Below are 18974 nucleotides of genomic sequence, written 5' to 3'. Positions count from 1 at the left end.
ATGAAAAAGGGGACTTGCGTCCCCTTGTCGTTTTTCGGTTTCTGACTTCGAAGCCGTCAGTAAATGTCTTTTGACAGCAGGGTGAAGGGTGTCTTCACCAGGATCTTCAGATCCAGCCACAACGACCAGTTATTGATGTACGTAAGGTCGATCTCCACACGCTTTTGCATTTTGTCGATGGTGTCGGTCTCACCGCGGCAACCGTTGATTTGAGCCAGCCCGGTAATCCCCGGTTTGATTCGGTGACGCGCCATGTAGGCGAGAATTTTCCCGGAGTAGTAATCGTTGTGCGCAACGGCGTGCGGACGTGGCCCGACCAGGGCCATATGGCCTTGCAGCACATTGATCAGTTGCGGCAACTCATCGAGGGAAGTGCGGCGGATAAAGCGTCCGACAGGAGTGATTCGCGAATCGTTACGGCTAGCCTGCTTGACCTCCTTGTCATCGTGCACACGCATCGAGCGAAACTTCCAGACCTGGATCACCTTGCCATTCCAGCCGTGGCGGTCCTGCTTGAAGAACACCGGGCCCGGGGAGTTGAGTTTGATAGCCAGGGCAATCAGCAACAGGACCGGGCTTAGAAGAACAATGGCCAACAGCGCCACGCTCTTCTCCAGCAGACTTTTACTCAGTGCCGCGGTCGGCTGGCTGGTCAACGGACTTTCATTCAGGTAGATCGCCGGCAAGCCGTCCACGACCCTGACCGAGTGATTGAGCAGCGTCAGGCTGTTCAAGTCCGGCACCCAGACCACGTCTACGTTGGCGCCCAGCAAATCGATATACATGGCTTCGATTTTTGCCGCTTCACTCAGGGGCAGCGTGATGTACAAACGTCGGATGTCATGGGCTTTGATTAACTCCAGCAACTGCTCTTGCGGGCCTACGATCGGCGGTGAGCCCATCGCCAGCGGGAGCGTGGTGTCGGTGCTGACCAACCCAACCAGCGGAAAATGTTCAAGGCTACGCAGCTTTCTGGCGAGTCCCAACGCCAACTCACCCGTACCGACTATCAGGGTTTTATGCTCGCTTTGAAGTGAGCGTTGATAGTATTGCGAGAAGCCGTGCAGCGGAACGTACAACAGTGCCTGCCCGATGTAACCGCAGGCTGCCCATACCAGGATCAGTTGACGAGAAAACAGGTCATCCGCCTTGCAGATGAACGCCACGCAGGCCAATGCCGCGAGGGTTATTGTCCAGCCCATCAGCAAACGTCCCAATCCCTCCAGGTAGTTATCTTTCTTCGCGTAGACGCCACACCATGTATAGGCGGGCACCGAGGCAAGTACCGTCAGAATTGCGCACGCACGATAATAGAACTCTACCGTCCCGGTCTGGTAATAAACCAATAGAAACAACAGGGCAACAACAAAGCCCTGACCCAGTGCCCATTGTCCCCAGAAGGTCAATCCTTTGAGGTGGGTATTTCGATTGATACGAAGATTGTTAACCATGCGATATCCCCAAAATACGTCCATTCGCGCGTCGACAGACAAGAGCCAAGTTGATGTAACAAAAATTATTGTTTTTATAAGAGGGCAAAACGTTAACGGGCGAAACGCCACTGTGCGGCGCGCTCGTCAGTGAATAGATTAATTTATTGAGTTGAAAGCTGTCTGACGACTTTTAACGAGTGGTTAGTTAATCTGGCGATTATGTTGGGGTGGCGAGGCGTTAGAAATAGTCGAGAATGTAAGTTGGTTTGATGGTGTGGCAGGCGGGATTTATTTGAGGGGCGGGAGGAGCTGGAAAAGTGAAATGGCGGGGTGCTTTTTTATTTTTGTATGCACTACCATCGTGGTCGTTTCATTTACTCAGGTGAAGGTTTTTCCCCTTGTGATTTTTTGAATCAGGCAATATCCGCGATTCCTGACCGCCCGAAAAAGACGTTCGCCATTACTGGCATTTTTGAACTTTTCCTGTAGTCGGCTCAGGCACATTTCCAGACCTCGATAATGTTCGGGTTCTCTGCCAATGCTCCGAATAAGATCATCTTTGCTGACTACACGGTCATCATGGTGCAGCATCTTTTTGACCAGGGCGGCCTCCAGGCCAGTCAAGACAATCTCCACGTCATCTTTAATCAAAGCGCCATTGACATTGCTCAGTCGCCAGGCTTCTTCATAGGGATAGTGTGGTCTGGCTGTCACGCTGGAGAGGGAATCCCGGGTGTCATCTCGATCTTCATCCGCAAGTGAGGAGATGTTATTGAACCGCGTATCGGACTGGGCCGCTCGCCACTCGGATTCGAATGTCGAGAGTATGCGCTGTGTATCATGTCTGATAACAGGAGGGACGATTCTGTCCAAGTGAGGGGAAATAAATTCCATGAGCTTAGGGGCGGAAGAGGGTAGGCCAGCATCTTCGACAAACATCTTTGCCTGCGACGTACCGAATGAGTTATATCGCTCACTCGAGAGTAAAGCCTCAAGCTCAAGTTGTAATGCCGGGCTATGAGTAACGACAACAAAATATTTTCTGGGGAGGGGGGTAGTGCTTTCCATGTCTCTCTCCTGAAGGGGCGCGCTCGGTTTTAATTTAATAGGCTGTCGGCAGGGGAGTAATGACTCCCTTGAAAGTAATCAAAAGGCAGCGCGCGTGCCAGTATATGGCTAGCGGCATGCTCCACTCTGTCAGCTATAAAAGCGACTTTGGTGGTGTGAGTCAGCATGGTCATGCGTTCATGGAGTCGATTGAATAAATCGGGGTTGCCCGTCAGATTAAGGCTCAAGTCTAGGGCTGAAAGGGGAATCTTGATATAGTCAAAAAGATTCAGGGTTGTAAATATTTCGATACTTTGTTCATCGATGTTATAGCCGTCGAACGCGATTTCTACGCCGTGATCTTTCAACAGATAAACATTGTTGAGGATTTTCTTTTTATCAATGAAGCTGACCGCCGAAAGGGGCAACTCATTGAAAGCGATAACCAGTGTCTGGCCAAAATCGCGCAGGGCATCGCTGGACTGTATCAACTCTTCCGTGAGTGCGGAATCGGCAAGATCTGCCTGTCCAACGCAAACGAATAGTCGACTTAAGTATTTGTTTTCGTTAGAAATATTGTGATCTTTTAGCGAAAAGGCAATCAGCCGGGTCTGCATGAGAACTTCACTGTAAATGCCATTCATCTGCTGCATGGGGGCAACAAAGGATGCATGAGCCTGACCGTCGTCAAACTGTATTCTGATCTCGCTGCCAAATGGGCAGTCATCGCGAGTGAGGATCAATTGTCGAGACAGATAATGACTCGCACGATAGGTGTGTGACGCGCTCATCGTTGCGTTCATAATGCTATAACTCCCTGCATATTAATCTTCAGGTGGTCGAAATCAGACCCCTGACAAGACGATATCCATGCCCACGAATACTTTGAATGGCGTTGGTGCCATACATACCTTTAATCTTTCCGCGAAGGCGGCTGATAGATTTTTCCAAGGCTCTTGGGTCATAAAACGTTATATTAAGCCCCATGATTCTGGCGATTTCATCATGGCTCAATATCTGGTTTCTTGTTTCTGCAAACGCTTCAAGAATTTTCATTTCCGGAAACGATACATCCAGCTTTTTATAGTTTTCAATCAGGCACATTCGAGTCGGGTCCAAGAGCAAATGGTGCTGCTGTTGCCATTCTTCGCTATTAAAAAATTCGGAAAGTGCGTCCGGGTTTTCTTCGGGAAGCGTACTGAATTTAATGCAATGGTCGGCCCCGGCAAGATAGTATTTCATCTTGTTGTAGGTGCCTCTGCCGGTGATCGCTACAAAAATAATAAGGGCCTGGTTATCGGTACGCATATTTTCCACAAGGGCGAGGCTTTCATTAAACGCCTGAGGGCAGTCAATGATAATGAATACTGCACGGTATGAATGGGCGTCCTTATTTTTTTTAAACAAGTTGTTGTAGCACGAGGTGTCAACGGGTATATCTTGCGCTACACGACGTGTTACTAATGTCTTGAAACCCTCAGCTAAACTATGGGTCCGCCCAATGGTGAGAATACCTGTCACCTCCTTTGCGTGGCTGTGGCTGGTATTCGTTAATTTCCCTGTAAGCATCATGCTTTGACTCGGCTGGGTGCTGACATTTGGATGTTAAAGCACCGATTCTCATTTGTGACTGACAATTGGTAACATTTCCCGGGTTTTTCAAGCAGGCGTCACAATTTTTTTAACATTGTTGGTCAATCTGGCGAGATTCTTTGCGCTCTTGGCGCGTGGCATGCCAGCAGGCACGGGAGTGTCATTGTGCCATCTTTTGCCGCAATGTCCCGCTTTTCCAGATAAATACGCTGTGACGCTGACTAATGCTGCCGTTGTTTATTTTTGTTTATAGAAAGTTATGAATTATCAGCACTTGGCTACTCGACGTGCTAGTTAGTGCTTTTCCTAGGTTCAGAACTATCTCCTATTTGCCGCTGTATAACATTGGATTTGTTAGTTGTGGTTCTGGACATTTGCTAACGTTGGGTTTTAATGTTCAGTTGAATGCGCTTTACTTGCTCGTTGGCGATAAATTAAAAGTATGCCAGCAGATTTCTGTTGTCGATGAGGGGGGGGTGATGGATTTTTGGACTACCGTAACGGTATTGATTTTAGGCGTGGTGGAAGGGCTGACAGAGTTTTTGCCCATATCAAGTACAGGGCACCAAATCATTGTCGCGGACCTGCTCGGCTTCGGTGGTGAGCGTGCAATGGCCTTCAATATCATTATTCAGCTGGGCGCAATCCTGGCCGTTGTCTGGGAGTATCGGCGCAAGATTCTCGAAATCGTCACAGGCCTGCCAACCCAACGGAATGCGCAACGCTTTACTTTGAACTTATTGATCGGTTTTATGCCGGCCGTTGTCTTGGGCGTTCTGTTCGCCGATAAGATTCACGAGTATCTGTTCAATCCAATCACCGTGGCGGTGGCATTGGTGGTGGGCGGCATCATCATGTTGTGGGCTGAGCGGCGAGAACATGTGGTGTATGTCGACCATGTTGACGACATGCGCTGGTCCGACGCCCTGAAGGTCGGTTTCGCTCAATGCCTGGCGATGATACCGGGCACCTCACGCTCTGGATCGACCATTATCGGTGGGTTGCTGTTTGGACTGTCGCGCAAGGCGGCCACCGAGTTTTCGTTCTTCCTGGCCATGCCGACCATGGTCGGTGCCGCCGTCTACTCAGGCTACAAGTATCGCGATCTGTTCCAGGCCGGCGACCTGCCAGTATTCGCCCTGGGCTTCGTCACGGCATTCTTTTTCGCCATGATCGCCGTACGCGGCTTGCTCAAGTTTATCGCCAGCCATAGCTACGCCGCATTCGCCTGGTATCGAATCGTATTCGGTCTGGTGATCCTGGCCACATGGGCATTCGGTTGGGTTAACTGGACTGAAGCAGCAGCGCTCTGACACTCGAACCAGGCTGCGGACCCACCAGCCTGGTATTTACTTCGATAAAACGCTGACCATTAACGACCGTCAAGCAACTCCGCTGCTTGATCCAGCAACACCAAAGGCTCTTTAGCCTTGTGAATATCCACTGACAACAACTGCCGAAACTTGCGCGCCCCCGGGAACCCGGTGCCCAGCCCCAGCACATGCCGCGTGATATGGTGCATCGAACCGCCGGCCTCAATATGCGACGCTATATAAGGGCGCAACTGCGCCAGCGCCTCGGCCCGACTGATCACCGGCGCCGTGCTGCCAAACAACTGCTGATCCACTTCAGCCATCACATAAGGATTGTGATACGCCTCACGACCCAACATCACACCGTCAAACGTCTGCAAATGCGCGTGACACGCCTCCAGCGTCTTGATCCCGCCGTTAAGAATAATCTCCAACTCCGGAAAATCGGCCTTCAGCCGCGCCGCCACGTCATAACGCAAAGGCGGAATGTCACGGTTTTCCTTCGGCGACAACCCCTCCAGAATCGCAATCCGCGCATGCACCGTAAAACTCGTGCACCCGGCATCCCGAACCGTACCGACGAAATCACACAACGCCTCGTAACTGTCCCGCCCATTAATCCCGATCCGATGCTTCACCGTCACCGGAATCGACACCGCATCGCGCATCGCCTTCACACAATCCGCCACCAACTGCGGATGCCCCATCAGGCACGCACCAATCATATTGTTCTGCACCCGATCACTCGGGCAGCCGACGTTTAGATTCACCTCGTCGTAGCCGTGGTCTTGGGCCATGCGGGCGCAGGCGGCCAAGTCCAATGGAACGCTACCGCCGAGTTGCAGGGCGAGCGGGTGTTCGGCTTCGTTGTGACGGAGAAAGCGCTCGTGATCGCCGTTGAGGAGCGCGCCGGTGGTGACCATTTCGGTGTAGAGGAGGGCGTGTTTGGAGAGTAGGCGTAGGAAAAAGCGACAATGTCTATCAGTCCAATCCATCATCGGTGCGACGGAGAAGCGGCGGGAGAGCGGGGCGGGTGTGGCGGTGATTGGGGGCATTGGGGATCTGGAATTGGTGGGGCTGGGAGGTGGGGGAGTTTATCAGGAATGAGTCTACCGGGTCAGACAAGTCCCGATGCGATGCATCGGGCGTTGGGGTGAAACAGATGTAAGTCTATTTCAGGACTACACAGTTCACAGGTCATCCAGATCAGGGAAGTAGAGCCTGCCAACAATCCAGGGTTCTACGATATCGTTGCGCATCGTACGCAGAAACGAACCCCATTCTCCGCGATTGTGAGCATCCGAGTCAGTATTCATCTCTGAAGTCGTAGGCATAGATGAGCCAGAAATCATTATCGGCGTCATCAACAAGAGCGGTGCGATAGTACTGGCGATTGATTTTTGCCCAGCGAGTTTGTGTCACTTCTGTACTGGCGAGGTGGATATGATGCATTTCGCTCAGGTCGAGCTTCTCGTCTCTACCAAAAATCGCGGGTAGATCGCCGAATAGTTTGTAGTTGTAGAGCTGTGTGGCGATGGTTTCCCAATGTTTTACTTTTTCAAAGACTGCAGCAATTTTGACTGCCGGCATCCAGGCCTACTTTGTAATAGGAAGCTTGCCAGTGATCACAAATGTATCGAACACGTTTTGCCTATCACGTGCTGCTTCCCGAACATCCAGGAACGTCAGTTCTTTATGAATGACCTTTCTGCGGGGCTTGTCGGTTTTTTTTTGTGGTGGCCATCGGAGCCTCCGAAGGATGTGTATTCATGCTGACCAGCTTATGTGATAGATGGTGTCCGGGCAAACCGCAAAAGCGGTAGGCGGGGTTACTTTTTCCTGCCAGCTTCCATTCGTCCAGGGCCGAAGGAGTTGCCTTGCGAGCTGGTTCTGTGACGGGCGTTTTTGACTATAGGCCTCGTAAAAGAAGCGCAGCAATGGGTAGGAATACGGACGATTCCTAGTGTCGTGTAGGATGTGAACGTTTGTCTGGTGGAACGCCCATTATTTTGCATCAAAAAGCCGCCATAGCTGAACCAATGCTGTCGCCCAGCCAGGTTTCATAATGTCTGACGAATTCTCAGCCTAGGATAAGGAGCAACGGTCCTATCACCACGCGCCCAACCCCCAGGAACCTGAAAATGATCTCAAACCTTTTGAAAGTCGTGATGATCACCAGCGCTTTGCTGCTAAGCGCCTGCTCAGGCGTCAGCACCAGCACCTGTTTTTCAGAAGGCTGCCAATCGTTCGATGGTCATGGTGCCAACAGAGTTGAACCTTGGCGGGAGTGCGATCGGTAGCAGTTTTAGCGAGTACAGCTCGGGGTTGCTGCACGAAGACTAAGGTGTGACGTAACGGCGGAAGATGTTTCCGCCGGGTCACGTTGTTGCCTAATGCATTGCGAGTGCTGAGTTGGCGACTGCTTCGCAGCCGGACGCAGGCTTCGCCAGCTGCTACAGGGGATTTATGCGCGGCTGCTATTTGGAATCAGGCGTTGCTATCCACTGGCCCAAAACGTTCTGATAGTTGCCGGTCACTTTGGCCAGGTGCAGCCATTGGTCAACATATAACTTCCAGGTCATGTCGTCACGGGGCAGCAGATAGGCCTTCTCACCGTACTGCATAAACTGGCTCGGGTTAACCGCACACAGCCCGGGTTTAAGTTTTTGCTGATACAACGCCTCCGACGCATCGGTAATCATCACGTCAGCCTTCTTATCCAGCAGCTCCTGAAAGATCGTCACGTTGTCGTGAAGGCTCAATTGCGCCTTGGGCAGAAACGCGTGAACAAACGCTTCGTTGGTGCCACCGGCCGGTTCAACCAAACGAACCGAAGGCTGGTTGATTTGTTCGACGGTCTGGTACAGCGCCTGATCTTCGCAGCGCACTAACGGGATCTTGCCGTCGACATCCAGTGTGGTGCTGAAGAAGGCTTTTTTCTGGCGTTCCAGGGTGACCGAGATGCCGCCAACGCCGATGTCGCACTTGCCGGCCAGCATGTCGGGCATCAGGGTTTTCCAGGTGGTCTGCACCCATTCAACTTTGACGCCCAGGCTGTCGGCCAGTGAGCGAGCCATGGCGATGTCGATGCCCGAGTATTCGCCGTCCTCGGCTTTGAAGGTATAGGGTTTGTAATCGCCGGTTGTGCATACGCGCAGTTGGCCTTGCTGGATGACGCTGTCCAGATGCGATGGCTCTGCCTGAGCGGCAAACGACAGAGCGAACAGACCACCGAGCATGATTTTGCTTTTTATGTTTTTCATTGTTATCCGGCTTCCATGATGGACTTGATAGTTCTCGGCGTAGCGTTTAAGGCGCAGCGGCCCCCAACGGAAAATAAACACTAAACACTGTCCCACCCTCCAGGCTCGAACTCACCGAAACATCCCCGCCATGCGCCTTGGCGATTTCCCTGACGATAAACAATCCCAGCCCCACACTGCGCACATCACTGTCCGTCTCCGTGCCACGAGTCATCGGTTCAAACAGCACCGCCATCAACGACTCCGGAATAACCGGTCCGTGGTTTTGCACCGACACAACGGCCTGATCGTCTTTCAGTCGCGAAGAAATGGTAATCGGCTGCTGCAAATCGCCATAAGCCACGCTATTGGCGACCAGGTTGCCAATGATTTGCTGGACCCGATCAGCATCCAGGTGCGCGCTGCCGGTGCCGATGGACTGGTGCAGCAACGTCGCCTCAGGGAACGCTACGCGCAGCTCATCAACGCTGTGGCTGACGAAGGAATGCAAGTCCAGCGACGTAAGAGAAATCCCGATGCCGCGTCCGACTCTGGCCAGCGCGAAGTCCAGCAGGTCGGCGATCATGCGTTGCGCACGTTCCGCCGATTGGCTGATGTGGCCGAGCATCTTGGTTTCTTTGGCGGTGCGTTGTCCTCGGGCGAGGATGTCGGAGGCCATTTTAATTGCGGTCAGCGGGTTTTTCAGGTCGTGGCTGACGATGGCGACCATTTGTTCGGCGAAGGAGGCGCGGCGTTTGGCTTTTTCGTAGGCCAGGTTCAGTTGGGTCTGAGCTTCGAGAAGGGCGGCATCGGCGGCGGTCTTTTTGGTCAACAGGTCCTCAGCGAGTTTTCGGGCGTTGAGCAGTTCGCGCTCGTACTTGTCGCGGTCGGTGGTGCCGAACAGCGCCAGTTCATAAAACGTACCGCTGGCGTGCTCGCGTCTCACGCCGTTGAGCAGCATGGTGACGATCCGTTTGTCCTGGTGAACCAGATCGAGTTTCACCTCGGCCACGGAGCCTTGCATTTGCATCAGCGGCGCCCAGTGGGTTTGATGAAAAATGCGTCCGCCCATGGTCAGCAGGTCTTGAAAGCGCCGGCCGATCAATGCTTGGGCATCGAAGCCGATCCAGTTGCTGAACGTCTGATTGCTGCGCAGGATCGTGCCGTCCTCTTTCGTCACCACTAATCCGCAAGGCGCACCTTCGAATAGCGTCTGCGGGTCGGGCAGTGACGGATCATCGGTCGGCATGAGCGCCCACCCACGGCGACAGGAAGCTGTCCATGGCTTCGGAACAGGCACTCGGCGCACTCATGTGCGGGCAGTGGCCGACGTTGGCCACCAGGCAAAGCGTGCTGTTGGGGAGTGCGGTGTGCAGGTATTCGCCCACGACGATCGGGGCGATAAGGTCGTCGGTGGATTGCAGAATCAGGGTCGGGGTGGTCAGGCCCGCGATGTCTTTGCGGTTGTCCGACATGAACGTTACCCGCGCAAACTGCTTGGCGATCTCGGGTTCGGTGCGGCAGAAACTGTTGGTGAGTTCTTCGCCGAGCGCCGGTTGCCCGGGTGCGCCCATGATCACCGGGGCCATCGTGCTGGACCAGCCGAGGTAGTTGCTGTCGAGGGTGTCGAGCAGTGAGTGGATGTCTTCTAGTTTGAATCCGCCCACGTAGTTGTCGGAATCGATGTAGCAGGGCGAAGGACCAATCATGACGTGGGCGGCGATGTTGCCGGGGGACTGACGATCCGCCAGGACACCAACCATGGCGCTGACGGAGTGACCCACTAGAATCACCGGGCCGCTGGCGAACTGATCGATTATTTCGCCCAGGTCCTGGGCATATCCGGCCAGTGAATTGTATTTTTCTTTTTCGTAGGCATCGAGATCCGACTGCCCTGCACCGACTAGGTCATACAAAACAACGTTGAAACGACCGGTAAAGTTGTCAACGAGATAGCGCCACATGGTTTGATCGCAGCCGAAGCCATGGGAGAAGATCAGCGTTGCCGGACCGTTGCCCATCACTTTTACGTTGTTGCGATGTTGAAGGTCCATGCGTGTCTTCCCGGGCGGGCCAAGTGTGTTTTGGCCTCCGAGGGAGTTTAGATAGTCGCGGGCATCAGGTCACGCGTTGCTACATGGAAAGAGGGCGCCCTGATGAGGCGCCCTCTGTTATTTACAGGACAGGTTCACGATGTTCACTTGCGGACAGTCGTTTTCGATGCAGACGCCACGGTGCCGCTGCCACAATTGATATACGAAGAAGACTTCAGCCAACGCTGATCCGGATAGTAAGAAAACAACAGCTGCCCGCCCTTCATCGAATCAATCAGCCGACGAGCAACCGCCGGCCGTACCGCCGGGCAGCCGAGGCTTCTGCCAATCCGCCCATTCGCACGGGCCAGGACCGGACTCACATAAGGCGCGCCATGAATCACGATTGCGCGGTCAAAGGCGTTGTCATTGAAACCCGGCTCCAGGCCTTCCATGCGCAGCGAGTAACCGTTCTGCCCGACATAACTTGACTGTGTGCGATACAAGCCGAGACTGGTAGCGAAGCTTTCGTTTTGGTTGGAGAAGTTGACTGCCATGTTCTCGCCGCTGTTTCGACCGTGAGCCACCAGTTCATGAAACAGCAATTTGCGCTTCTTTAAATCGAACACCCAGAGGCGCTGTTCGGTCGAAGGCAGGGAATAGTCGATGACCGCAAGCCTTTGGGCTGGCGCTTTGCCTTGAGCGATGCTGCATTGCGAGGCGCGAACGGCGAGGTTAATGACGTTGGCGTTAGCCTTCGGAGCCGCTTTGATGAGGGCTGCCGCGAGCGAATCGGCGTAGGCTGACGGTACGGACATTGCAGTCAGTAGCAGGGCCGATAATAGATAGCCAAAACGTAGTAGCGCCATATAGATGTCTCATCATGTTAAGTTCGAGTCTAGCAGTGTGTTGAAAGCCAGGCGTTGAATGCGGGAGATTAGGGATTATTCATGGTGCTTTTAACAAGGTTATTCGTCATAAGCCGCGTATTTTTTATGGGCTTTCTGATCAGCGGCACAGCGCTCGCGGAAACTTCGCCGATTGAGCCGACAACTGCGCCAACCTCCATAATCGAGGCAGCAGCGGACGATAACGTCGGGCAAGCGATTCAGACCTCGCTTGAGCCGCTGAAAACCGCGTTTCCACCGCTGCTCACTGGACCTCGTCATCGGCGAGTGGATGTCAGTCGTCTGGTCATGGATTTTTATACGCACCGTGACTATCGCGCGGCGTGGACGAATGACAGCGATGTCGCGCAATTGATTGCCAGCCTGAACGCGACTGAGGCCGATGGTCTGACCCCGGCGGATTTTCATATCGATGAATTGATCCGGTCGCAGACTACGATGCAGACAACGCCGGTAACGCCCGAGCAACGGGCGGCTTTTGATTTGGCGACCACGCATACTTTCATCACCGCGCTGCTGCAGTTGCGCCGCGGCAAGGTTGATCCTTCGCGGCTCGACATTCACTGGAACTTTGATTCGAATGGCGTCGATCCACGTGACGACGTCAATGCCTTCTTCGCTGCGCTCGACAATCACGACGTGGCCAAGGCGTTTGCTCAAGCGCCGCCACAAGAAGCGGTGTACGTCGGTTTGCGTCAGGCCCTGGCGCAATTGCGCGGTATCCGGGACCGGGGCGGTTGGCCGAAAGTGGTTGTCGACCATTCACTCAAGCCTGGCATGGACGAACCGGCCGTCGCGCAGTTGCGCGCGAGGATGGTCGCGGCAGGTTTTCTCGATCCACGATTGATCCACGGTACCCTGTACGACGGCGCTGTCACCGCAGCGGTGAAAAAGTATCAAAACGAGCAATACCTGGGCGCGGACGGCATGGCTGGGGCGACAACACTCGCGACGCTGAATGTGCCTGTTGATGCTCGAATCGACCAGGTACGGGTGAACATGGAGCGGGCGCGTTGGCTGCTCTATAAACTCCAGGGCACGTTCGTCATCGTCGATATCGCCGGCTACAAGGTGGCGATGTACCGCGATGGCCTGCCGATCTGGCGATCCCGAGTGCAGGTCGGTAAAACCGCTCGCAATACGCCGATCTTCCAGGCGCAGATCACCTACATCACGTTTAACCCGACCTGGACCGTACCGCCGACGATCCTCAAGGAAGATATGCTGCCGAAGGTTCAGAGCAATCCCGGCTACCTCGCGGCCAACCGGATACGAGTGCTTGATCGCGAAGGCAATGTGCTCGATCCGTCGACCGTCGACTGGACCAACCCGCGCGGCCTCAAATTGCGCCAGGATGCCGGGCCCGACAGCTCGCTGGGTCAGGTGGTGATCCGGTTTCCCAACGATTACGCGATTTACCTCCACGACACACCGCACCGCGAGTTGTTTGCCAAAACCGTCCGCGCGACCAGCTCGGGTTGCATACGGGTAGAGAATCCGCTGCAACTGGTAGAGCTGTTGTTCAACGACCCGGTCCGGTGGAATAGTGAAGGGATTCAAAAGCAATTGGCTAACGGCAAGACCGAGAACATTCGGCTTCCTGTGAAAGTGCCGGTTTTGCTGGCGTACTGGACCGTGGATTTGGGCAGTGACGGGCGAGTGGCGTTCAAGCCTGATGTTTATGGCTACGATGCGCCGGTGTTGCGTGCCTTGAACCGGCCTTCGCAAATGCCTGTGCTGGATTTGCACACGGTGGTGGGGTCGGTGGTGGCGGCGGGGCCGGCGCGGCAGTAGGGGGGTGGGCTTGATTTAATAAGTCTGTCTCCTTTCCCGGTTGTCCCCTTTCCCGGTTCTGGGTTCAGTCTCTCTAAAGCTCCAGCCCCTCTTGCACCACCGCCAGCAGGTTGTGCTCGGTCAACGCAACCGCATCCAGTTGCTGTCCGGCCTGCTCAATCGCCTGCAGCCACCAATGCGTCTCGCCATGCTCGTCCACCGTGCGTAGCAGCGCGAGTTCTTTGCCTTTCGAGTGAATCTCGACACGCCCAGCGCCATCACCGGTGAAGCGCGCAACAGGGTCGAAGGTGATGCTGTGGTCATTGCCTTCGATCAGCAGTTGGTCGATCGCGTAGTCGTAAGTCGCACCCTCTGAATCGCACTCGAAGACATGCGTGGGATTACGCCGCAGAACCAGGCCCACCTCGGTCACCGGCAGCAGCCACGCCTTGATCTGCTCATACAGCTCGTAGACTTGGCCGGGCCAGCTGTCGATCATCTGATCCGCGCTGGAAGGCTGGGTTTGTTTCAACTTCGCCGCAAGCTCGTCTGCCTTACTCATTTCGATTCCCTGTCGTGATGTAAGAGTAATCGTAGCTCCTTCAACGCCATCCACCTTCATGAAAGCCGACCTGGTGCTGACCAGTCTGGTGGACTGGATTCAGGCCGATGGCTACGGCGCGGCACAAAAACCACGCTTGCAGAAAACCTTCGCCCGGCGGGTGCAGGCGCTGGGTCAACTGCACGGAATATTTCTGTTCGACAAGCAAGGGCGGTGGGTCGTGACCTCGTTCGAGGATTTGAACCGCGGTCCGGGCGTGTCGGATCGGGAGTACTTCAAGTTCCACCAGCAGAACGCGTCCACCCTCGCGCACATCGGGCCGGCGCTTCGCAGTCGGGAGAATGGCGAGTGGATCATTCCGGTATCGAAACGGGTGAACGACAAGAACGGCAATTTCCAGGGCGTGGTGTTGGCCGGAATCAAAATGGCCTACTTCGATCAGTTCTTCAAAAGCTTCAGCATCGATGACAACGGCTCGATGTTTTTGGCGTTGACCGACGGAACGTTGCTGGCGCGAAGGCCGTTTGTGGAATCGCTGATCGGGACGTCCCTGGCCAAGGGCGAAATCTTTCAGAAATACTTGCCCAGCGCGCCCGCCGGCAACGCGATGATCAGCTCGGTGGTCGATGGTGTTGTGCGTTTGTATGGCTACCGTCAGCTCGACGCCTATCCGCTGGTGGTGTCGGCGGCATCGTCCAGGGATTCGATTCTCAAGGAATGGTACGACACCGCGTTCCAATCCAGCGTCATCGTTGCCCTGGTGGTGTTGGGTGTGGGGCTGTTCGGTTGGGTGTTCGTTCGCCAGGTGCGCGTCGGCGTGCGGGTCGAGGCCGATTTGCGCAAGGCCAAGGAAGCACTGAAGCTGATCGCGACTCACGACAGCCTGACGGGCCTGGCCAATCGTCGGCTGTTCGAGCAGGCGCTGGACATTGAGTTTGGCCGAGGCGCCCGGCAGTCCAGTTCGCTGAGCCTGATCATGCTCGATATCGATTTTTTCAAACGCTACAACGATGCTTACGGCCACGTGGCGGGGGATCATTGCCTGGCGGAAGTGGCGCGTGCGGTCAAGGGTTGCTGCCACCGCAAAGCCGATCTGGCGGTGCGTTATGGCGGTGAGGAATTTGCGGTGTTGCTGCCCGACACCGACCTTCACGTTGCAATGGTGATTGCCGAGCAGATCCGCCGCAGCGTCATGGACAAGAACATCACCCACAGCGGTTCACCCACGGGTTACGTGACGGTCAGCCTTGGCTGTTACGCGTTTGTGCCGACCGGCCGCGACAGCATCGAAGTGTTCATCGAGCGAGCGGATGCGGCGTTGTATCAAGCCAAGCATTCGGGGCGAAACCGTGCGGCGGTGTTGTCGATCGAAGGCGGCGTGGAGGCGCTGATGCGCTCCGACCGTTGAGGTATTTCGTGCCGTTGTTTCAGACCTGTAACACTCGCACGTCCGTCTGTCTCCCTGTCAGTTCCGTCTGTTTTGATCGTCTAGAGTTCCGGTAGCTCTGTCGAACCCGCCAGATCTCCCCACAGCACGGACGATCGCCAAAATGTTGATACCTCAAGCATTGACAGTCGTTGCTCTAACCCTTGCAGTTACCGTTGTTTTGCCGCTGGACAGCCAGGCTCAATCGAAAGTCATATCGCAGGAAGCCAACGCCTTTGTGACTGTGCCGCAGTACCCGTCTGAAGATTTCAAAGCCGTGGTGCAGTCGAACGTCGACACGTTGTATTCCATCGCCTGGCTCGATTTGACCAAAGAGCCGCAGGTGATTACCGCGCCGGACACCGCCGGGCGTCTGTACGTGTTGCCAATGCTCGACATGTGGAGCGATGTGTTTGCCTCGCCCGGTGGATATGCGACGGGCACACAGTCCAGTGAGTTTGTGGTGACGCCACCGGGATGGACCGGAACGGTGCCGGCAGGGCTGAATCATTTGCCGGCGCCCACGCCCTTCGTCTGGGTCGTCGGTCGCACCGACGTCAGCGGGGCGGTGGACTATGCGATGGTGAACAGGATTCAGGCGGGCTACACCGTGACGCCGTTGTCGCAGATCGACAAAAGAACCGAGCAGGTCGACCCGGAGATTGCAATCCGCGCTCGTGTGGTCACGGCGGGTCGATGAACGCTGACACCCTGGCGGTCCGTGGCAACTACGTTAAGAACACTGAGTAGAAAGCAGCCGACGATTTCCCGTCATTGGTTGCTTCTGCGTGTCCAGCTGCCGGTCCCGCCTCCTGCACCGCCGGTGCCCCCACCGGCAGCGCCCGTGCCACCGCCCGCACCCGAGCCGCTGGCACCGGCATTTCCACCATTGCCCTCTCTCGATGAGCCATATCCGCCTTTGCCCCGGTCTGGGTTATATCGACCTGAGGGTTGGTCCGTATCGTTGTTGGGCGCCATGATTGAGCCGCGGCTAGACCAGGACCGGGTCTCGGTCGCGTCAGCGTTATCGCCGGAGGCTGCGTAAGCGGCTCCTGTTGCTGCGGTCAGCAAACCTATCAACAACTGCGAGGTGAGCTTGATGTTCATCAGTGCACGTCTCCAAAGCTGAGTCGTTACCTGCTGATGGTGTGACGGGGAGGGCGGTGGGTGTTGGCGGGATGACGAATGGTCGATGGTGAGTTGTCGCCGGGGTAGTGGGGCCGATCACGGAAAGTGTGTGCAACATCCATCATTGTGGGAGCGGGCTTGCTCGCGAAGGCGGCGGATTAGTCACCATTGACGTCGACTGGTACGCCGCCTTCACGCCCTGAGCCTTTCCGTCAACGCGGTTTTGCTGTGTCCAGCTCGCTGGTCAACGGTGAGCCGTGCCGGAGCAAGGCCTGTAAATAAACCTTTTCGTCGTACACGGTACTGGTCTTCCAGCACCGATAAACGATCCGGATCCACTTGAACGCCAAGGCCCTGAGGGCCGCTTGGTAAGAGCTGCCTTTGGCCCTTTGCTGGCGATAATACGCCTCTGCCCACACCGATTGATTGATGCTGTGGGCAGCCCACTCAACAAAGGTCTGGCGCAAAAAAGTTGCGCATTGATAGCGCCAGTGGACGACTTTTTTCTTGCCACTGCGTTCGGTGACCGGGGCAATTCCGGCATATCGCTGCACCGCACTGGCATCCTTGAAGCGATCACGCTGCTCACCAAAGGCGACCATCAACCGTGGGGCAAGCTGCTGTCCCGCGCCGGGCAAGGCCTTGAAGAGTCGGTAGTCGGCCAGGGTGTTGGCAGTTTTTTCGATCTCCCGATCAAAGTCTTTGATCGCCGTGACAACCCCTTTCAGTTGCGAGACCAGGGCCACCACATACAGCGCTGAAGGACTGACCACGCCTGGATCTTCAGTCAACGGCATGGCTTTGGCGATCAACGCCAAACGCTGCTGATTGAGCTCAGCATGGCGAACATTGTGCGCGTGAAGGAACTTCAAAACGCTGGCCGGCCGAGCGTGCTTAAGCACTTCAAAGGTCGACCAGCGCGCCAAAAAATCACAGAAAACCAGCGTGTCATGGTCATGAAACAGCTCAAGAGCCAACGGATAATACTGTTTGAGCATGCAGACCAGACGGTTGCTGAGCTTGACCCGGTCATCGACCAGCCCGCGCCGATGTTCGGTCAGGCTGGCGAGCGAACGCATGGCGGAGCTTTGCTGGACCAGTTGAGGAAACCGTTCGGGGTGATTCAGCAACAGCTCAAGCGCCCATTGAGCATCCGTTGGATCATCCTTGGCGCCACTGGGGACGAAGGTTTTACGGTGCCGGGCCAAGGTGCTCGGATTGATCGGAAAGATACAAAAAAACTCATATTTTTGCAGAGCCGCTATCAGTGGGCCTTTGTTCAACTCCACGGCGATCGCGATAGGGCCACCGTAACGTTGATGCAGCGACTTGGCCCAGCGATCAATCGACTCGGGCTTGTGGTCGATGACCTCGAAACTGCGCTGAGCCTCTCCAGCTATCTGCAAACAGATGTCGTGCTTGGCGTCTGCCCAATCAATTCCGATATAAGCAGTGAAACTCTGAGACAGGAGCGTTTGCATGGAACACCTCAACAGGCGCTAAAGTACATGCAGGGACATGCATGCTTGCGTCCAGCGAAGGCGATATAGAGAGCCGTGTCGGGCTTTCCCTGAGAATTCGTTAGAGGGCGCAAGCGCACCTGTGGACTCGAAGGTGAAGGCGTAATCATCGAGTGCTGCGCGAGCATATTCGTAGCCCACAGGTGCATGTTCCTTCCTCGCCGACAACTGACTTCCAGCGATATCAGTATGGAAGAGAAAGGAACGGACTACCTATATCGCGAGCAAGCCCGCTCCCACATTGGTTTGGGGTGTCAGTGAGGGCTGTATTCGGTCAGTTTGTTTTCAAGATTCTCCTGCACCAACGGCCATTCCTCATCAATGATGCTGAACCGCACCGAGTTGCGCTTGCGTCCGTCCGGCATGATCCGTTCGTGGCGCACGATACCTTCCTGTTGCGCGCCGAGTCGCAGGATTGCGTTGCGTGACTTCTGGTTGTTTTCATCGGTGGTGAATTGCACTCGCACGCAGTCCAGTACGTCGAAGGCGTAACGCAACATCAGGTATTTGGCCTCGGTGTTGACGAACGTTTTCTGCCAGCGTGCAGAGATCCAGCTGCTGCCGATTTCAAGCTTGCGGTTGAGGCGGTCGATTTTCCAGAAGCGTGTCGAACCAATGACCTCGCCGGTGTCCTTGAGCACGATCACGAAGGGCAGGACCGTTCCCGCATCGCGACCGTCGAGGGCTTTCTTCAAGTAGCTATCGAGAGGGCACGACGGTGACCGTCAGGTTCCACAATTCGCCATCCCGCGCGGCGTTGACCAGCGCATCGGTATCGCTGGTTTGCAGGGCGCGCAGGGTAATTCGTTGACCTTCCAGAGTGTCCATGAGCGAGGCGTTCTCGGCAAACAAAGTTTCGCGGGTGATGCGCGCCATTACAGGGTAGCGGCTGTCGATTGGCAATAGTCGTGGCGCGATGACGGACCATGGCTGCTATGGTCAATGGACGCTTGCCTGTGATGCACCCGATCAGGCAATCGATTACAGGATCCCATG

Annotated in this window: 15 protein-coding genes and 3 pseudogenes; 5 read left to right on the top strand and 13 right to left on the bottom strand. The window is 55.2% G+C overall.

Translation table 11 applies throughout. The annotated features are described in order from the left end of the window. Nucleotides 1-56: 56 nt before the first annotated feature. The 4 genes from ACYZTM_RS04885 to ACYZTM_RS04870 form a co-directional block, all read right to left on the bottom strand. Nucleotides 57-1451, bottom strand: coding sequence for an undecaprenyl-phosphate glucose phosphotransferase (locus ACYZTM_RS04885; protein WP_461987359.1), 1395 nt, complete (start codon nt 1449-1451; stop codon nt 57-59). A 360-nt stretch (nt 1452-1811) separates the two neighbouring features. Beyond that, nucleotides 1812-2501 (bottom strand): helix-turn-helix domain-containing protein, encoded by a 690-nt coding sequence (locus tag ACYZTM_RS04880; RefSeq protein WP_131059908.1) that lies wholly within the window; start codon nt 2499-2501, stop codon nt 1812-1814. 29 nt (nt 2502-2530) lie between these two features. Further along, nucleotides 2531-3283, bottom strand: coding sequence for an EAL domain-containing protein (locus ACYZTM_RS04875; RefSeq protein ID WP_461987357.1), 753 nt, complete (start codon nt 3281-3283; stop codon nt 2531-2533). Nucleotides 3284-3311: 28 nt separating this feature from the next. Next, nucleotides 3312-4052: a winged helix-turn-helix domain-containing protein gene (locus tag ACYZTM_RS04870; protein ID WP_461987355.1), complete on the bottom strand. Its 741-nt coding sequence runs from the start codon at nt 4050-4052 to the stop codon at nt 3312-3314. 500 nt (nt 4053-4552) lie between these two features. Here ACYZTM_RS04870 and ACYZTM_RS04865 point away from each other — a divergent pair, with 500 nt between their 5' ends. Next, complete coding sequence (locus tag ACYZTM_RS04865; protein ID WP_131060005.1) at nt 4553-5386, top strand: undecaprenyl-diphosphate phosphatase; 834 nt, start codon at nt 4553-4555, stop codon at nt 5384-5386. Nucleotides 5387-5445: 59 nt separating this feature from the next. On the opposite strand, the gene dusA is transcribed toward ACYZTM_RS04865, so the two are convergent. Next, a complete protein-coding gene (gene dusA / locus ACYZTM_RS04860) occupies nt 5446-6441 on the bottom strand; it encodes a tRNA dihydrouridine(20/20a) synthase DusA (protein WP_461987353.1) in 996 nt (331 codons plus the stop codon). 250 nt (nt 6442-6691) lie between these two features. After that, complete coding sequence (locus ACYZTM_RS04855) at nt 6692-6976, bottom strand: type II toxin-antitoxin system YafO family toxin (protein ID WP_256656906.1); 285 nt, start codon at nt 6974-6976, stop codon at nt 6692-6694. 551 nt (nt 6977-7527) lie between these two features. On the opposite strand from ACYZTM_RS04855, the pseudogene ACYZTM_RS04850 reads away from it, so the two are divergent. Beyond that, nucleotides 7528-7729 (top strand): annotated as a pseudogene (locus ACYZTM_RS04850) (hypothetical protein). 134 nt (nt 7730-7863) lie between these two features. Here the strand turns inward: ACYZTM_RS04850 and ACYZTM_RS04845 are convergent. From ACYZTM_RS04845 to ACYZTM_RS04830, 4 genes are all read right to left on the bottom strand, one after another. Then, nucleotides 7864-8649: a transporter substrate-binding domain-containing protein gene (locus ACYZTM_RS04845; RefSeq protein WP_461987350.1), complete on the bottom strand. Its 786-nt coding sequence runs from the start codon at nt 8647-8649 to the stop codon at nt 7864-7866. A gap of 46 nt (nt 8650-8695) precedes the next feature. Further along, nucleotides 8696-9877, bottom strand: coding sequence for a PAS domain-containing sensor histidine kinase (locus ACYZTM_RS04840; protein WP_131059512.1), 1182 nt, complete (start codon nt 9875-9877; stop codon nt 8696-8698). Next, nucleotides 9864-10682: an alpha/beta fold hydrolase gene (locus ACYZTM_RS04835; protein ID WP_131059513.1), complete on the bottom strand. Its 819-nt coding sequence runs from the start codon at nt 10680-10682 to the stop codon at nt 9864-9866. The genes ACYZTM_RS04840 and ACYZTM_RS04835 overlap by 14 nt, the downstream gene beginning before the upstream one ends. Before the next feature lie 143 nt (nt 10683-10825). Continuing rightward, complete coding sequence (locus tag ACYZTM_RS04830; protein WP_131059514.1) at nt 10826-11530, bottom strand: murein L,D-transpeptidase catalytic domain family protein; 705 nt, start codon at nt 11528-11530, stop codon at nt 10826-10828. An 81-nt stretch (nt 11531-11611) separates the two neighbouring features. Between ACYZTM_RS04830 and ACYZTM_RS04825 the strand changes: the two genes are divergently transcribed. Next, nucleotides 11612-13363, top strand: coding sequence for a L,D-transpeptidase family protein (locus ACYZTM_RS04825; RefSeq protein ID WP_461987347.1), 1752 nt, complete (start codon nt 11612-11614; stop codon nt 13361-13363). A 73-nt stretch (nt 13364-13436) separates the two neighbouring features. Here ACYZTM_RS04825 and ACYZTM_RS04820 read toward each other — a convergent pair whose 3' ends face one another. Then, entirely contained in the window at nt 13437-13904 is a 468-nt protein-coding gene (locus ACYZTM_RS04820) for a hypothetical protein (RefSeq protein WP_131059516.1), read from the bottom strand. Nucleotides 13905-13953: 49 nt separating this feature from the next. Here ACYZTM_RS04820 and ACYZTM_RS04815 point away from each other — a divergent pair. Together ACYZTM_RS04815 and ACYZTM_RS04810 are read left to right on the top strand one after the other, a co-directional pair. Then, nucleotides 13954-15312, top strand: a pseudogene (locus ACYZTM_RS04815) (sensor domain-containing diguanylate cyclase); the annotation flags it as partial. A gap of 142 nt (nt 15313-15454) precedes the next feature. Beyond that, on the top strand, nt 15455-16030 hold the full coding sequence (locus ACYZTM_RS04810; protein ID WP_131059517.1) for a DUF1254 domain-containing protein: 576 nt from the start codon (nt 15455-15457) through the stop codon (nt 16028-16030). 640 nt (nt 16031-16670) lie between these two features. Here ACYZTM_RS04810 and ACYZTM_RS04805 read toward each other — a convergent pair. Both ACYZTM_RS04805 and ACYZTM_RS04800 read right to left on the bottom strand, forming a co-directional pair. After that, the gene (locus ACYZTM_RS04805; protein ID WP_461983557.1) at nt 16671-17939 is read right to left on the bottom strand and encodes an IS110 family RNA-guided transposase; all 1269 of its coding nucleotides are present in this window, start codon (nt 17937-17939) and stop codon (nt 16671-16673) included. 293 nt (nt 17940-18232) lie between these two features. Continuing rightward, a pseudogene (locus ACYZTM_RS04800) lies at nt 18233-18806 on the bottom strand (GNAT family N-acetyltransferase). Nucleotides 18807-18974 lie beyond the last annotated feature (168 nt).

It is taken from the genome of Pseudomonas sp. MDT2-39-1 (assembly GCF_054898085.1).
The sequence above is the reverse complement of the archived record's forward strand: the minus strand, read 5'-3'. Positions and strand labels throughout refer to the sequence as shown.

Coding starts and splice junctions, on each gene's coding strand:
- ACYZTM_RS04885 (WP_461987359.1), bottom strand. CDS start 1,451: ATGGTTAACAATCTTCGTATCAATCGAAATACCCACCTCAAAGGATTG.
- ACYZTM_RS04880 (WP_131059908.1), bottom strand. CDS start 2,501: ATGGAAAGCACTACCCCCCTCCCCAGAAAATATTTTGTTGTCGTTACT.
- ACYZTM_RS04875 (WP_461987357.1), bottom strand. CDS start 3,283: ATGAACGCAACGATGAGCGCGTCACACACCTATCGTGCGAGTCATTAT.
- ACYZTM_RS04870 (WP_461987355.1), bottom strand. CDS start 4,052: ATGATGCTTACAGGGAAATTAACGAATACCAGCCACAGCCACGCAAAG.
- ACYZTM_RS04865 (WP_131060005.1), top strand. CDS start 4,553: ATGGATTTTTGGACTACCGTAACGGTATTGATTTTAGGCGTGGTGGAA.
- dusA (WP_461987353.1), bottom strand. CDS start 6,441: ATGCCCCCAATCACCGCCACACCCGCCCCGCTCTCCCGCCGCTTCTCC.
- ACYZTM_RS04855 (WP_256656906.1), bottom strand. CDS start 6,976: ATGCCGGCAGTCAAAATTGCTGCAGTCTTTGAAAAAGTAAAACATTGG.
- ACYZTM_RS04845 (WP_461987350.1), bottom strand. CDS start 8,649: ATGAAAAACATAAAAAGCAAAATCATGCTCGGTGGTCTGTTCGCTCTG.
- ACYZTM_RS04840 (WP_131059512.1), bottom strand. CDS start 9,877: ATGCCGACCGATGATCCGTCACTGCCCGACCCGCAGACGCTATTCGAA.
- ACYZTM_RS04835 (WP_131059513.1), bottom strand. CDS start 10,682: ATGGACCTTCAACATCGCAACAACGTAAAAGTGATGGGCAACGGTCCG.
- ACYZTM_RS04830 (WP_131059514.1), bottom strand. CDS start 11,530: ATGGCGCTACTACGTTTTGGCTATCTATTATCGGCCCTGCTACTGACT.
- ACYZTM_RS04825 (WP_461987347.1), top strand. CDS start 11,612: ATGGTGCTTTTAACAAGGTTATTCGTCATAAGCCGCGTATTTTTTATG.
- ACYZTM_RS04820 (WP_131059516.1), bottom strand. CDS start 13,904: ATGAGTAAGGCAGACGAGCTTGCGGCGAAGTTGAAACAAACCCAGCCT.
- ACYZTM_RS04810 (WP_131059517.1), top strand. CDS start 15,455: ATGTTGATACCTCAAGCATTGACAGTCGTTGCTCTAACCCTTGCAGTT.
- ACYZTM_RS04805 (WP_461983557.1), bottom strand. CDS start 17,939: ATGCAAACGCTCCTGTCTCAGAGTTTCACTGCTTATATCGGAATTGAT.